Source organism: Oerskovia rustica (assembly GCF_014836555.1).
GTDB classification, from domain to species: Bacteria; Actinomycetota; Actinomycetes; order Actinomycetales; family Cellulomonadaceae; genus Oerskovia; species Oerskovia rustica.
The window spans coordinates 107,479-120,934 of sequence record NZ_JACSQQ010000013.1 but is presented as its reverse complement, the minus strand read 5'-3'; the positions used below and the strand labels follow the sequence as shown (position 1 = coordinate 120,934).

12 protein-coding genes are annotated in these 13,456 nt (G+C 72.8%); 9 read left to right on the top strand and 3 right to left on the bottom strand.

Features of this window, described 5'->3' with window-relative positions; genetic code table 11:
- Positions 1-483: FUSC family protein (locus tag H9652_RS09725; RefSeq protein WP_191796048.1), on the top strand; the 483-nt coding region annotated here is incomplete at its 5' end.
- A 72-nt stretch (positions 484-555) separates the two neighbouring features.
- Here H9652_RS09725 and H9652_RS09720 read toward each other — a convergent pair.
- The gene (locus H9652_RS09720; protein ID WP_191796047.1) at positions 556-1,902 is read right to left on the bottom strand and encodes a PhoH family protein; all 1,347 of its coding nucleotides are present in this window, start codon (positions 1,900-1,902) and stop codon (positions 556-558) included.
- A gap of 261 nt (positions 1,903-2,163) precedes the next feature.
- Complete coding sequence (locus H9652_RS09715) at positions 2,164-3,030, bottom strand: helix-turn-helix transcriptional regulator (RefSeq protein ID WP_191796046.1); 867 nt, start codon at positions 3,028-3,030, stop codon at positions 2,164-2,166.
- A 128-nt stretch (positions 3,031-3,158) separates the two neighbouring features.
- Between H9652_RS09715 and H9652_RS09710 the strand changes: the two genes are divergently transcribed.
- The 8 genes from H9652_RS09710 to H9652_RS09675 all read left to right on the top strand — a co-directional run bounded on the left by H9652_RS09710 (position 3,159) and on the right by H9652_RS09675 (position 12,261).
- Complete coding sequence (locus H9652_RS09710; RefSeq protein WP_191796045.1) at positions 3,159-6,926, top strand: nitrate reductase subunit alpha; 3,768 nt, start codon at positions 3,159-3,161, stop codon at positions 6,924-6,926.
- Position 6,927: 1 nt separating this feature from the next.
- Positions 6,928-8,454, top strand: coding sequence for a nitrate reductase subunit beta (narH, locus tag H9652_RS09705; protein WP_191796044.1), 1,527 nt, complete (start codon positions 6,928-6,930; stop codon positions 8,452-8,454).
- Complete coding sequence (gene narJ, locus H9652_RS09700) at positions 8,451-9,209, top strand: nitrate reductase molybdenum cofactor assembly chaperone (protein WP_191796043.1); 759 nt, start codon at positions 8,451-8,453, stop codon at positions 9,207-9,209. The genes narH and narJ overlap by 4 nt, the downstream gene beginning before the upstream one ends.
- A gap of 3 nt (positions 9,210-9,212) precedes the next feature.
- Positions 9,213-9,920, top strand: coding sequence for a respiratory nitrate reductase subunit gamma (gene narI, locus H9652_RS09695; RefSeq protein ID WP_191796042.1), 708 nt, complete (start codon positions 9,213-9,215; stop codon positions 9,918-9,920).
- The gene (locus H9652_RS09690) at positions 9,917-10,369 is read left to right on the top strand and encodes a molybdenum cofactor biosynthesis protein MoaE (RefSeq protein ID WP_318244073.1); all 453 of its coding nucleotides are present in this window, start codon (positions 9,917-9,919) and stop codon (positions 10,367-10,369) included. The genes narI and H9652_RS09690 overlap by 4 nt, the downstream gene beginning before the upstream one ends.
- Positions 10,370-10,488: 119 nt before the next feature.
- Positions 10,489-11,517, top strand: coding sequence for a GTP 3',8-cyclase MoaA (gene moaA, locus H9652_RS09685; protein WP_191796061.1), 1,029 nt, complete (start codon positions 10,489-10,491; stop codon positions 11,515-11,517).
- 46 nt (positions 11,518-11,563) lie between these two features.
- The gene (locus tag H9652_RS09680; protein WP_191796041.1) at positions 11,564-11,818 is read left to right on the top strand and encodes a MoaD/ThiS family protein; all 255 of its coding nucleotides are present in this window, start codon (positions 11,564-11,566) and stop codon (positions 11,816-11,818) included.
- Positions 11,815-12,261 (top strand): hypothetical protein, encoded by a 447-nt coding sequence (locus H9652_RS09675; protein WP_191796040.1) that lies wholly within the window; start codon positions 11,815-11,817, stop codon positions 12,259-12,261. The genes H9652_RS09680 and H9652_RS09675 overlap by 4 nt, the downstream gene beginning before the upstream one ends.
- A 62-nt stretch (positions 12,262-12,323) precedes the next feature.
- On the opposite strand, the gene H9652_RS09670 is transcribed toward H9652_RS09675, so the two are convergent.
- Complete coding sequence (locus tag H9652_RS09670) at positions 12,324-13,247, bottom strand: ketopantoate reductase family protein (protein ID WP_191796039.1); 924 nt, start codon at positions 13,245-13,247, stop codon at positions 12,324-12,326.
- Between the last annotated feature and the right edge of the window lie 209 nt (positions 13,248-13,456).

The window sequence follows — 13,456 nt, the reverse complement described above, 5'->3', positions numbered from 1 at the left end:
GGGGGGGGGCGGCTGCGCGCGGGGCGGGTCACCCGCGCGGCCGCCGCCGCGGCGGCGGCCGCGCACGTCGCAGGGTTCGGGCACCCGGCCTGGGCGGCGATGGGCGCCACGGCGACGCTCCAGGGCACGACGACGCAGCACGCCGTGGTCCGCGCGCTCCAGCGGGCGCTCGGCACCGTCGCGGGCGCCCTGATCGCGTGGCCGCTGCTCGACCTGCACCTCGGCTTCTGGGCGACCGCGGCCCTCGTCGTCGTGCTGCAGGTCGTCACGGAGATCGTCGTCATGCGCCACTACGGCCTCGCGATGCTGACCATCACGCCCATGGCCCTGCTCATGACGTCGCTCGGCGGGTCGGTCGAGGGCATCGCGCTCGACCGCGCCCTCGACACGGCGGTGGGCGCGGTCGTCGGCGTGCTCGCCGTGGTGCTGGTCCACGCGCGACACCGCCCGACCCCACGGAGCACCCGGCGGGCCGTGGCCTGAGCGGCAGGGAGGCGCAGTCGTGGCCCCGGTCCCCGCGGACCGGAGCCACGACACGGGCCGGTGCGCCAGGACTCAGACCTCGATGCTCTCCAGCATCTCGGTCACGAGCGCCGCGACGGGCGAGCGCTCGGACCGCGTCAGGGTCACGTGCGCGAACAGCGGGTGCCCCTTGAGCGCCTCGATCACGGCCGCGACGCCGTCGTGCCGCCCGACGCGCAGGTTGTCGCGCTGCGCGACGTCGTGCGTGAGGACGACCCGGGAGGACTGCCCGATCCGTGAGAGCACCGTGAGCAGGACGTTGCGCTCGAGGGACTGGGCCTCGTCGACGATGACGAACGCGTCGTGGAGCGAGCGACCGCGGATGTGGGTCAGGGGCAGGACCTCCAGGACGTCGCGGTCCACGACCTCGTCCATGACCTCCTTGGACACGAGCGCCCCCAGGGTGTCGAAGACCGCCTGCGCCCACGGGTTCATCTTCTCGGCCTCGGACCCCGGCAGGTAGCCGAGCTCCTGCCCGCCCACGGCGTACAGGGGGCGGAAGACCATGATCTTGCGGTGCTGCCTCTTCTCCAGCACCGCCTCGAGGCCCGCGCAGAGCGCGAGCGCCGACTTGCCCGTCCCGGCACGGCCGCCGAGCGACACGATCCCGATCTCCTCGTCGAGCAGCAGGTCGATCGCGATGCGCTGCTCGGCCGAGCGCCCGTGCACGCCGAACACGTCCTGGTCCCCCCGGACGAGCTGCACGTGCTTGTCGGCCGTGACCCGGCCGAGCGCCGAGCCGCGCGGCGAGTGGATCACGAGCCCCGAGTGGACCAGGAGCGGCTCGGCGGCCGCGACCGTGGCGGCGTCGAGCGCCGAGAGCTCGACCGACTCGTGCTCCCACAGGTCGGCCATCTGCTCGTCGCTCATGTCGATCTCGCCCATGCCGGTCCAGCCCGAGTCGATCGCGAGCTCGGCCCGGTACTCCTCCGCGCGCAGCCCCACCGCGGAGGCCTTGACGCGCATGGGCAGGTCCTTGGACACCACGGTCACGTCGCAGCCCTCGTCCGCGAGGTTGGCCGCGACCGACAGGATGCGCGTGTCGTTGTCGCCCAGGCGGAAGCCGGCGGGGAGCACGCCCGGGTCCGTGTGGTTGAGCTCGACGCGCAGCGTCCCGCCGACGGCCCCCACGGGCAGCGGGGCGTCGAGGCGACCGTGCTTGACCCGCAGGTCGTCGAGCATGCGCAGCGCGCTGCGGGCGAAGTACCCGAGCTCGGCGTGGTGGCGCTTGGCCTCGAGCTCGGTGATGACGACGACGGGGAGGACGACGTCGTGCTCGGCGAAGCGCAGCATCGCTCGCGGGTCGGACAGGAGCACGGACGTGTCGATGACGAAGGTGCGACGCCCCGCAGAGGCCGCGGGGGTGTCGGGGCTCGTCATGTCACGGGACGCGTCCCTGACGTCGGGTGCAGCTCCAGAAGCAGAAGCGGTTCGGACCACAGCAGGCTCCCTCCGGCGCACGGCGCCGTTCGTGCTGGTGGGGCAGGCGACCGGCCGACGAGGGCCGGTGCCGGCCCTCCTGCGCGGAGCAAGAACTCCATCGGATGGCCTCCCGGAGGACGACGTGTGTCGTCCGTCACGTTCGAAACTACGCCCGTGTGGTTCTCCGGTGTCGAGGCAACACGCCGCGCGTCCGAGATGTCACCTGCCGTTCACACGAGGACGTCCCCCCCCCCCCCCGGGGCGGGGGGGGGGGGGGCCGGCGGTGCCGAGAGCCCCGGGCCCCGCGGCCCCCGGCGCCCCGGACACGACGATCGGGATCGGTGCGGCCTCGTCGTGGCGTCCCCGGTCGACGGTCTCGAGCCGCGCGACGCAGTGGTGCTGGCCGAAGTTCGGCACCAGGGCCGTGGCGCGCAGGTCCGAGCCGAGCTCGGCCAGGGTGCCGTTGATGAAGCCCGCGTGCAGCGAGCACACGACCTGCGGTGTGCTGCGGGCGGTCGCCACGAACGGGCAGTTGTTGAGCACGAGCGCGTCCATGCCCTTGCCGGGTGCGGAGACCTGCGCGGACGGCTCGCCGCGCGGGGTCGGCGCGAACCACAGCGCGTCGAGCTTGGACACGAGCAGGGTCGAGACCTCGTCCTCGGTGAGCACCTCGCCCGGGGCGGGGCAGTCGGCGAGCTTCTGCCCCCACGTGCGGCCCACGGTGTAGGTGAGGGTCGCGGCCTCGGGCACGTTGGCGGCGACAGCGGTCGTGAGCGCCTCGGCCAGGAGCCGGTAGGCCTGGGCTCGCTCGTGCGTCTGGTTGGGCAGGGTGCCGCGGTAGAGCACCTTGGGCCGGCCGGGCGTCGTCCGGGTCTGCTGGGTGCGCTCGGCGAGCCCGGCGTCGACGAGCGACTCCAGGTGGAAGCGCGCGGTGTTCTGGTGGATGCCGACCTCGTCGGCGATGTCCTGGACGGACACCGGCGCCTTGGAGTCGCGCAGCAGCTGGATGACGTGCGTACGCCTGCCGCCGTGGTCGCTGCGACCCGTCGTGCCGTCGAAACCTCCGTAGACCTGCTGCCTGGGCACCTGCTCGCCCCACTTCTTCCCGCTCGTGGACCACTGACGTCGAGGCGTCCGGCTGCCCCCGGCCGACGTCCTCACCACGACAACCATCGCACGAACGCCCCCCACGCCGTTCCCGAGGAGCACTCGCCATGACCATCGACGACCCCGCGACGATGTCGCCCCTGATGAAGAAGCTGCTCAGGACGCGCAGCCACTTCCCGCAGACGGAGGTGTTCGACTCGGCGCACGCCATGATCGAGACGGACCCCTCGGAGTGGGACCGGTTCTACCGTGACCGGTGGGCGCACGACAAGGTCGTGCGCTCGACGCACGGCGTGAACTGCACGGGCTCGTGCGCGTGGGACGTATACGTCAAGGACGGCCTCATCACGTGGGAGCACCAGGGCACGGACTACCCGACGACGGGGCTCGACAGCCCCGAGTACGAGCCGCGCGGCTGCCCGCGCGGCGCCTCGTTCTCCTGGTACACGTACTCGCCGTCGCGCGTGCGATATCCCTATGTGCGCGGCGTCCTGCTCGACATGTACCTCGACGCGCGCTGCCGCCTGGGCGACCCGGTGCTCGCGTGGGCCGAGGTCGTCGAGAGCCCGCTCAAGGCGACGCTCTACAAGCGCGCTCGCGGCAAGGGCGGCCTGGTCCGCGCGGACTGGGAGCTCGCGACCGAGATCATGGCCGCGGCCCACGTCTACACGATCAAGGCGTACGGGCCGGACCGCTGTGTCGGGTTCACCCCGATCCCCGCGATGTCGATGGCGAGCTTCGGTGTCGGGACGCGCTTCCTGTCGATGATCGGCGGGACCCTGCTGAGCTTCTACGACTGGTACGCGGACCTGCCGCCCGCGAGCCCGCAGATCTGGGGCGACCAGACCGACGTCCCGGAGTCGGGCGACTGGTGGAACTCGAGCTACATCATGATGTGGGGCTCGAACGTCCCCGTGACACGCACGCCCGACGCGCACTTCCTGGCCGAGGCCCGCTACAAGGGGACGAAGGTCGTCGCGGTCAGCCCCGACTACGCGGACAACGTGAAGTTCGCGGACGACTGGCTCGCGCCCGCCCCGGGCACCGACGGCGCGCTCGCGCAGGCCATGGGCCACGTGCTGCTCACCGAGTTCTACCGCGACCGCCAGGTCCCGTACTTCGAGGCGTACTCGCGCACGTACACGGACGCGCCGTTCCTGGTCACGCTCGACGAGTCCCCGGCGGCCCGTGCGACGGCGGAGGGCACAGCGCCCGACGGCGGAGCCGCCCCGGTCTTCCGGCCCGCCAAGTTCCTCACGGCGGCCGACCTGGACGGGCTGCCCGTCGCGGGGGCGACGGGGCAGCGCCCCGAGTTCCGCCCGGTCTTCCTCGACGCGGCCGCGGACGCGCTCACGGTGCCGAACGGCACGCTCGCCGACCGCTGGACCGAGGACGGCGTGGGGCGCTGGAACCTCGACCTCGAGGACCACGACCCGGCGCTGAGCCTGCTGGGCCTGACGCACGCGGGAGCCGAGGCGCAGGGGGTCGTCGTCGAGCTGCCGCGCTTCGACGTGGGGGAGACCGAGGGCGGCTCCTCGGTCCTGCGCGGCGTCCCGGCGATCCGCGTGGGCGACCGCCTCGTGACGACGGTGTTCGACCTGCTCATGGCGCAGTACGGCGTGGGCCGCGAGGGGCTGCCCGGCACGTGGCCCACGGGCTACGACGACGTGACGTCGCCCGGGACGCCCGCCTGGCAGGAGGCCCTGACCGGGGTCCCGGCCGAGCAGTGCACCCGGATCGCGCGCGAGTTCACGCGCAACGCCGAGGTGAGCAAGGGCAGGTCGATGATCATCATGGGCGCGGGCACCAACCACTGGTACCACGCCGACACCATCTACCGGACGTTCATCGCGCTCCTGACGCTGACCGGGTGCCAGGGCGTCAACGGCGGTGGGTGGGCGCACTACGTCGGGCAGGAGAAGGCGCGCCCCGTGACGGGGCAGCAGCACATGGGCTTCGCGCTCGACTGGCAGCGCCCCACGCGCCACATGGCCGGCACGGCGTTCTGGTACACCGCGACGGACCAGTGGCGCTACGAGGGCTTCGGTGCGGACGAGCTCGCGTCGCCGACCGGTCCGGGCACCCTCAAGGACCGCAGCATGATGGACTGCCTGACCCAGGCGGCCCGCATGGGCTGGACGCCGTCGCACCCCGGGTTCGACCGCAACCCGCTCGACCTGTGCGACGAGGCCGCGGCCGCGGGCGTGCCGGTCGCCGACCACGTGGTCTCCGAGCTGCGCAGCGGGAACCTCAGGTTCGCGGTCGAGGACCCCGACGACCCGCAGAACTTCCCGCGCGTCCTGACGGTCTGGCGTGCGAACCTCATCGGCAACTCGGCCAAGGGCAACGAGTACTTCATCAAGCACCTGCTCGGCGCGGACTCGTCGCTGCGCGCGCACGAGACCCCGCCCGAGCGGCGCCCCGAGGAGGTCGTCTGGCGCGACGAGGCCCCCGAGGGCAAGCTCGACCTGCTGACCAACATCGACTTCCGCATGACCTCGACGTCGCTGTTCGCCGACGTGGTCCTGCCCGCGGCGACCTGGTACGAGAAGCAGGACATCTCGACCACGGACATGCACCCGTTCGTGCACGCGCTCAATGCGGCGATCGCACCACCGTGGCAGGCCAGGACCGACTACGACGCGTTCCTGGGCCTCGCGGACAAGGTCTCCGAGCTCGCCAAGACCCACCTGGGCACACGCACCGACGTCATCGCGGCGCCGCTCACGCACGACACCCCGGACGAGATGGCCCAGCCGGGCGGCGTCGTCCTCGACTGGCGCAAGGGCGAGTGCGAGCCCGTCCCGGGCGTGACCATGCCCCGGCTCGTGGTGATCGAGCGTGACTACACGCAGATCGCCGAGAAGATGCGCGCCGTCGGGCCGCTGATCTCGAAGGTCGGGACCACGACCAAGGGCGTCACGGTCGTGCCCGAGCAGGCCGTCGAGTTCCTCGCGAAGGCCAACGGCGTGCGCAAGGACGGCGTCGCGAAGGGCCGCCCGTCGCTCGAGACCGCGGCGCACATGTGCGAGGCCATCCTCGCGCTGTCGGGCACGACCAACGGCACGGTCTCGGTCGCGGGATTCAAGGCCCTCGAGAAGCGCGTCGGCAAGCCGCTCGCGGACCTCGCGGAGGAGAACCACGACCGCCAGGTCACGTTCGCGCAGACCCTGACCGGGCCGCAGAACGTCTTCACGAGCTACGAGTGGTCCGGCTCGGAGCAGGGCGGGCGGCGGTACTCGCCCTTCGTGGTCAACGTCGAGCGGCTCAAGCCGTGGCACACGCTCACCGGGCGCCAGCACTTCTTCGTCGACCACGACTGGATGACCGAGCTCGGCGAACAGCTCCCGGTCTACCGGCCACCGCTCGACATGGCGCGCCACTTCGGTCACCAGGGCTTCAGCGAGCCCGGCTCGACCGAGGTCACGGTGCGCTACCTGACGCCGCACTCCAAGTGGTCGATGCACTCGCAGTTCCAGGACAACCCGTACATGCTCGCGCTCTCGCGCGGGGGCCCCACGATCTGGATCTCGGAGGGCGACGCGGCGACCGCGGGCATCGCGGACAACGACTGGATCGAGGCGGTCAACCGCAACGGCGTGGTCGTGGCCCGGGCCGTGGTCTCGCACCGCATGCCCACGGGAACGGTCTACATGTACCACTCGAAGGACCGCAACATCGACGTGCCCAAGGCCGAGGCGTCGGGCAAGCGAGGGGGCATCCACAACGCGCTGACGATGATCATGATGAAGCCCACGCACCTCCTGGGCGGGTACGGCCAGCTCACCTACGCCTTCAACTACTACGGGCCGACCGGCAACCAGCGCGACGAGTACACGGTCATCCGTCGGCGCAACCAGGAAGTGGAGTACTGAGATGCGGGTCATGTCGCAGGTGGCGATGGTCATGAACCTCGACAAGTGCATCGGGTGCCACACGTGCTCGGTGACGTGCAAGCAGACGTGGACGAACCGCGACGGCGTCGAGTACGTGTGGTTCAACAACGTCGAGACCAAGCCCGGGACGGGGTACCCGCGCGGGTACGAGGACCAGGACCGCTGGCACGGCGGCTGGGAGCTCGACCGCAAGGGACGGCTCCGGCTCCGCTCGGGCGGGCGGCTGCGCCGCCTCGCGTCGATCTTCGCGAACCCCGACCTCCCGGGGCTCGACGACTACTACGAGCCCGCGACGTACGACTTCGACCAGCTGATCTCCGCGCCGGCGAACTCGCCGCAGATCCCGGTCGCACGCCCCAAGAGCGCGATCACGGGCAAGGACATGAAGATCACGTGGGGTCCCAACTGGGACGACGACCTGGGCGGCTCGCCGCAGATCGCGTCGAAGGACCCCAACCTCGCGTCGATGGTCGACAAGGTCCAGCTCTCGTTCGAGCAGACGTTCATGTTCCACCTGCCCCGGATCTGCGAGCACTGCCTGAACCCCGCGTGCGTCTCGGCCTGCCCGTCGTCGGCCATGTACAAGCGCGTCGAGGACGGGATCGTGCTCGTCGACCAGGACGCGTGCCGCGGGTGGCGCATGTGCGTCTCGGCCTGCCCGTACAAGAAGGTCTACGTCAACCACCAGACGGGCAAGGCCGAGAAGTGCACGTTCTGCTTCCCGCGCATCGAGGCGGGGCAGCCGACCGTGTGCGCCGAGACGTGCGTGGGCCGCCTGCGGTACATCGGCCTCGTGCTCTACGACGCCGACGCGGTCGAGGCCGCGGCGTCCGTCCAGGACCCGAAGGACCTGCTCGACGCCCAGCGCTCGGTCTTCCTCGACCCCACCGACCCCGAGGTCGTCGCGGCGGCCCGGGCAGCCGGGATCGCCGAGGACTGGATCGGCGCGGCCCAGCGATCGCCGATCTGGCAGCTCGTCCAGAAGTTCAAGGTCGCCCTGCCGCTGCACCCCGAGTACCGGACCATGCCCATGGTCTGGTACGTGCCGCCGCTCTCGCCCGTCCTGGACGTCACGACCGAGCTCGGCAAGGACGACGCCGACGCCGACGACGTGTTCCACACCATCGCCTCGCTGCGCATCCCGCTCGAGTACCTCGCGAGCCTCTTCTCGGCCGGGGACGTCGACGTCGTCGCGGGGGTCCTCATGAAGCTCGCGGCCATGCGCAGCCACATGCGGCGGCGCACGCTGACCGGGGAGGTCGACCAGGACCTGCTCGACCAGGTCGGGTACTCGGCCGAGGACGTCGAGGAGCTCTACCGGCTCCTGGCCATCGCCAAGATGGAGGACCGCTACGTCATCCCCGCGGCGCACAAGGAGGACGCGGCCGAGATGGCGTCGTGGGCCTCGGGCTGCTCGCTCGACAACCCGGGCGGGCCCGGCATGAGCGCGGCCTCCACGCGCGGTGGGCCGGTCTCCGTCCCCCTGCAGGTCCGGAGGCCGTCATGACGACCCAGGCTCCGCCGTCGGGCAGGCGCGCGTTCGTCCCGCTCCTGCGGCGCTCGCGGCGCAGGGACCTCGTCGAGGTCCCCGCCCGGGCCGACGTGCTGGCCCTGGCCAGCATCCTGCTCGCCTACCCCGACGACGCCTGGTATGCCGACGCCGACGAGCTCGGCGCGGCCGTCGCGGCCCTGCCCGAGTCGGCCCCGGCTGCGCACCTGCGCGCGTTCTGGGACCAGCACGCGCGGACGGAGCCGCGCGCCGCGCGGGCCCACTACGTCGAGACGTTCGACCTGCGCCGCAAGTCGTCGCTGTTCCTCAGCTACTACCTGCACGGCGACACGCGCCAGCGCGGCATGGCGCTCCTCGCGCTCAAGCAGCGCTACCGCGCGTGCGGGTTCGCGCCCGACGACGCCGAGCTGCCCGACTACCTGCCCATGGTGCTCGAGTTCGCCTCGCGCGCCGGGACCGGGGCGGGCGAGGCACCGCTGCGGACCCACCGGGGCGGGATCGAGCTCATCCGCCGCTCGCTCGCCGACCGCGGCTCGCACTACCGCGAGATCCTCGAGGCCGTGAGCGACCTCCTGGGGCCCGTGTCCGAGCGCCAGCGCGGCGAGGTCGACCAGCTCGCGCTCACCGGACCGCCCACCGACGACGCGGGGCTCGAGATCGCCTCGATGCCCTACGGGGGAGCGAGCTGGACGGACACGGCCGGCGCGCCCTTCGGCCCCCCGGAATTCACCTGCGCCCCGGAAGGACGCTGACACATGTGGGACACCCTCCTCTTCGTGGTGCTGCCGTACGTCTGCCTCGCGATCTTCGTCGTCGGGCACGTCTGGAGGTACCGCCGCGACCAGTTCGGCTGGACGACCCGCACGAGCCAGGTGCTCGAGAAGCGGTGGCTCGCGTGGGGCTCGCCCCTGTTCCACTTCGGGGCGCTGTTCGCGATCCTCGGCCACGCCGCGGGGCTCCTGATCCCGACGTCGTGGACGCAGGCCCTCGGGATCTCCGACCACACGTACCACGTGGTCGCGGTCGCAGCCGGGACGGTCGCGGGCGTGCTGCTGTGCGCGGGCCTCGTGATCCTGCTGCTGCGCCGGTTCTACGTCTCCGACCGCATCCGCGTCGTCACGACCCCCATGGACCGGGTCCTGTACCTCCTGCTCACGGTCGAGATCGGGGTCGGCATGTGGCAGACCGTGGCGATCAACGTGTTCGGCTCGGGCTACGAGTACCGGGGGACCGTCTCGGTCTGGTTCCGCCAGCTCTTCGTCCTGCAGCCCGACCCGTCGCTCATCTCCTCGGCGCCCGCGGTCTACGGCTGGCACGCGGTGCTCGCGTGCCTGCTCCTCGCGATCTGGCCCTTCACGCGGCTCGTGCACGTCTGGTCGGTGCCCGTGGCGTACCTGGCCCGACCGTACGTGGTCTACCGGCAGCGCTCCGCGACGGCCGGGCGGGGCAAGGTGAGGGCATGAGCGCGGACCGAGCCGACGTCGCCATGCTCGCACGCGTCGTCCTCACAGGCGTGGGGGAGTCCGTCCTCGACGTGGCCGCGCACGAGCGCGCGGTGGCCTCGGCCCACGCCGGTGCCGTCGTGACCTTTGCGGGCGTCGTGCGCGACCACGACGGCGGCCGGTCCGTCGCCGCGCTCACGTACGAGGCGCACCCCGACGCGGACCGCGTCCTGGGCGAGATCGCGGCACGGGTCGCCGCCCGCTCGGGCGCCGTCCGGGTCGCGGTGTCCCACCGCGTGGGCGACCTGGCGATCGGCGACGTCGCGCTCGTCGCTGCCGTGTCCTCGGCGCACCGCGCCCAGGCCTTCGCGGCGTGCGGCGACCTGGTCGAGGAGGTCAAGGCGGCACTGCCCGTGTGGAAGCGCCAGGTCTTCGCCGACGGCACGCACGAGTGGGTCGGGGCGCTGTGAGCATCGCGCCCACGGTCGAGCGCACGGTCGGGGATCTCCTGCCCGACGGCGCCGCCCCCGCCGAGCACGTCGCGTCCGGTCGCGCGGACCCGGGGCGGGCGACGCCGTCGGGAGGTCAGGTGCCTCGGCGCGCGACGCCGTCGGGCACGGACCGACGGGACGCCCCCGGCCTCGTCGACCGGTTCGGACGGCGCCACCGCGACCTGCGCATCTCCCTGACCGACCGCTGCTCCCTGCGGTGCACCTACTGCATGCCGGCCGAGGGGATGCCTTGGCTGCCCTCCGACGAGCTGCTCACGGTCGCCGAGACGACCCGCGTCGCGGCCGTCGCGGTCCGGCACGGCATCGAGGAGATCCGCCTCACGGGCGGCGAACCGCTGCTGCGCCCCGACATCGTCGAGATCGTGGCGGGCCTGGCCGCGCTCCCCGGCGCCCCCGAGGTGTCGATGACCACCAACGGGCTGCGGCTGCCGGCGCTCGCAGGCCCGCTGCGCGCCGCGGGGCTGAGCCGGCTCAACATGTCGCTCGACACCCTGCGGCGCGACCGGTACGCGCAGCTGACGCGGCGCGACCGCCTGGACCAGGCGCTCGACGGGCTCGCGGCCGCCGACCGGGCAGGGTTCACCGGAACCAAGCTCAACGCCGTCCTCGTGCGGGGCGTCAACGACGACGAGACGGTCGACCTGCTGCGGTTCGCGCTCGACCGCGGCTACGAGCTGCGGTTCATCGAGCAGATGCCGCTCGACGCGGGCCGGAGCTGGACCCGCGAGGGCATGGTCACGGCCGACGAGGTGCTCGCGTCGCTCGACCGGTCGTTCGAGCTGGTCCCCGTGCAGGCGCGCGGCGCGGCCCCGGCCGAGCGGTGGACGGTCGACGGCACCGACGCGGTCGTCGGGATCGTGGCGTCCGTGACGCGCCCCTTCTGCGGCGCGTGCGACCGGATCCGCCTCACGTCCGACGGCCAGCTCCGCAGCTGCCTGTTCGCGCGCGAGGAGACCGACCTACGGACGCTCCTGCGTGCAGGAGCCGACGACGACCGGATCGCGGCAGCGCTCGGCCTCGCGGTCCGCACCAAGGCCGCCGGGCACGCCATCGGCAGCGCCGGCTTCCGCCAGCCCGAGCGCGGCATGTCCGCGATCGGGGGATAGCTCCCACCCGAGACCGCACCGACCCCGTACGACAAGGAGTGACGAGATGCCCGCCATCACCCTGCGCTACTACGCCGCGGCCCGCGCCGCGGCGAACGGCCTCGACGAGGAGGTGATCGAGACCGAGAGCCCGGCCGCCGCGCTCCGCGTCAGCGCGCGTCGGCACGGCGAGCCGATGCGACGCGTGCAGGTCGTCTGCTTGTACCTCCAGGACGGCCGCGCGCTGCGCCCCGAGGCGGCGGCCGCCGCCGTCGCCGGTCCGGTGACGATCGACGTCCTGCCACCCTTCGCCGGCGGGTGAGCGACATGGTGAGGTCCTCGGCGAGCGCGGTCGACGTGCCAGAGATCTACCCGCCCCTGGACGCGCACGAGTCGACCCTCGTCCCGTGCCGGCACCGGGCCGGACTGCACGGGCCACTGACCAGCGGGTGGCTGCTCGCCGCGAGCGTGAGCCAGCTCGGCGCCGTCATCGTCGTCCTGTGGTGCGGGCTGCAGGCACACCCGGTCGTCTCGCTGCCCGTGGCCGCGCTGCTGCTCGCGGCCATGCTCGCGGCCCACTGGCTGGTCTCGATCACCGTGTTCGCACTCGGTCGAGCGCGGTTCCGTAGCCTCGAACGGCGGTACGTCGCCTGGCTCGACGGTCTGACCGCCGAGCAGCGTGCACAGCACTGCCATCGTGCCCAGCGCAGGCTCCTGGAGCACGAGAGAGCACCCCGGCACTGGGTCGTGCCCGCCGACTGGTAGCGCGTGCGGCGCGGGCGCCGTCCTGCCCGTCAGCGTGCGGGACCGCGCCGTCCGGGACGGTGTCAGGAGAGCTCGGCGACGAGCCGGGCCGTGCGCGGCGCCGCGACGCCGTGGCGAGCGGCGGCACGTGCGACGGCGCCACCGATCGCGTCGACCTCGAGCGGTCGGCCCGCCTCGGCGTCGCGCTCCATCGAGGAACGGGCGCCGGCGGGGAACCGGTCGTACAGGGCCAACGACGCGGCGGGGTCCGACGGGGCGCCCGACGCCGTCGCGACCGCCGCGACCTCGGCGACCAGAGCCTCGAGCTCGTCCCGGTGGGCCGTGCGCACCTCGCCGATCGTCGCGCGGTGGCGTGTCGTGAGCAGGGCCAGCGGCGCCAGGAAGGACAGCTTGGCCCATACGAGCGCGGCCTCGTCGGGCCGCACCCGTACCGTGACCCCGGCGCGCGCGAGGAGGTCGCGCACGGTGTCGACCGCGTCCGCCGGTGCGTCGCCCGGGGCGAGATCGATCTCCACGAACGGGCTGCCGTGCACGATCTCTCCCGGCGCGACGCGCGTCGCCTCGACCCGGATCACCGCAGGGACGACCCGCTCGGAGCCGTACCGGCTGCGCAGCACGTCCAGGTGCTCGACGCCGTTGAGCAGCGGCACGACGACCGCGCCCGCGAGCGCCTCGGGGGCGACGCGGTCGAGGGCGTCCGTCAGTCCGGTCGCCTTGACCGCGACGAGCAGCACGTCGACCGGTTCGGTGAGCTGCGCCGTCGCCCGGGCGGCGACCTCGACGTCACCGAGCTGCCCGCTGCGGACGTGCAGTCCGTGCTCGCGCAGGGAGGCCGCCGTCTCGTCACGCGCCACGAACGTCACCGCCGCGTCACCGGCGCGGGCGAGCAGCGCCCCGACGAGGCCGCCGACCCCGCCGGCGCCGAGCACGGCGACCTCCCGCATGCTGCCGTGCACCGTCGTGGTCTTCGTCGTCCAGTCGCTCATCGCCCCAGGAGACCACACGTGCGGCCGGTGTCGGACACGGATGTGCGTCCCGCGACCGTGAGGGTGGTCACGGGGCCTTGGGGGCCGGCGCGCGGTGCGCCTCGGGCGGTGGGCAGAGGGTGGAACGAACCGGACAGGTGCCTCGTTGGTGATTCACGACAGCCCGTGAGCACGGCACCGGCGAAGCAGGCCGGTGGATGTCCGGGACG

What these genes read in the sequence shown, in the direction of transcription:
- H9652_RS09720 (WP_191796047.1), bottom strand. Translation starts at nt 1,902, where the DNA reads ATGACGAGCCCCGACACCCCCGCGGCCTCTGCGGGGCGTCGCACCTTC.
- H9652_RS09710 (WP_191796045.1), top strand. Translation starts at nt 3,159, where the DNA reads ATGACCATCGACGACCCCGCGACGATGTCGCCCCTGATGAAGAAGCTG.
- narH (WP_191796044.1), top strand. Translation starts at nt 6,928, where the DNA reads ATGCGGGTCATGTCGCAGGTGGCGATGGTCATGAACCTCGACAAGTGC.
- narJ (WP_191796043.1), top strand. Translation starts at nt 8,451, where the DNA reads ATGACGACCCAGGCTCCGCCGTCGGGCAGGCGCGCGTTCGTCCCGCTC.
- narI (WP_191796042.1), top strand. Translation starts at nt 9,213, where the DNA reads ATGTGGGACACCCTCCTCTTCGTGGTGCTGCCGTACGTCTGCCTCGCG.
- H9652_RS09690 (WP_318244073.1), top strand. Translation starts at nt 9,917, where the DNA reads ATGAGCGCGGACCGAGCCGACGTCGCCATGCTCGCACGCGTCGTCCTC.
- H9652_RS09680 (WP_191796041.1), top strand. Translation starts at nt 11,564, where the DNA reads ATGCCCGCCATCACCCTGCGCTACTACGCCGCGGCCCGCGCCGCGGCG.
- H9652_RS09670 (WP_191796039.1), bottom strand. Translation starts at nt 13,247, where the DNA reads ATGAGCGACTGGACGACGAAGACCACGACGGTGCACGGCAGCATGCGG.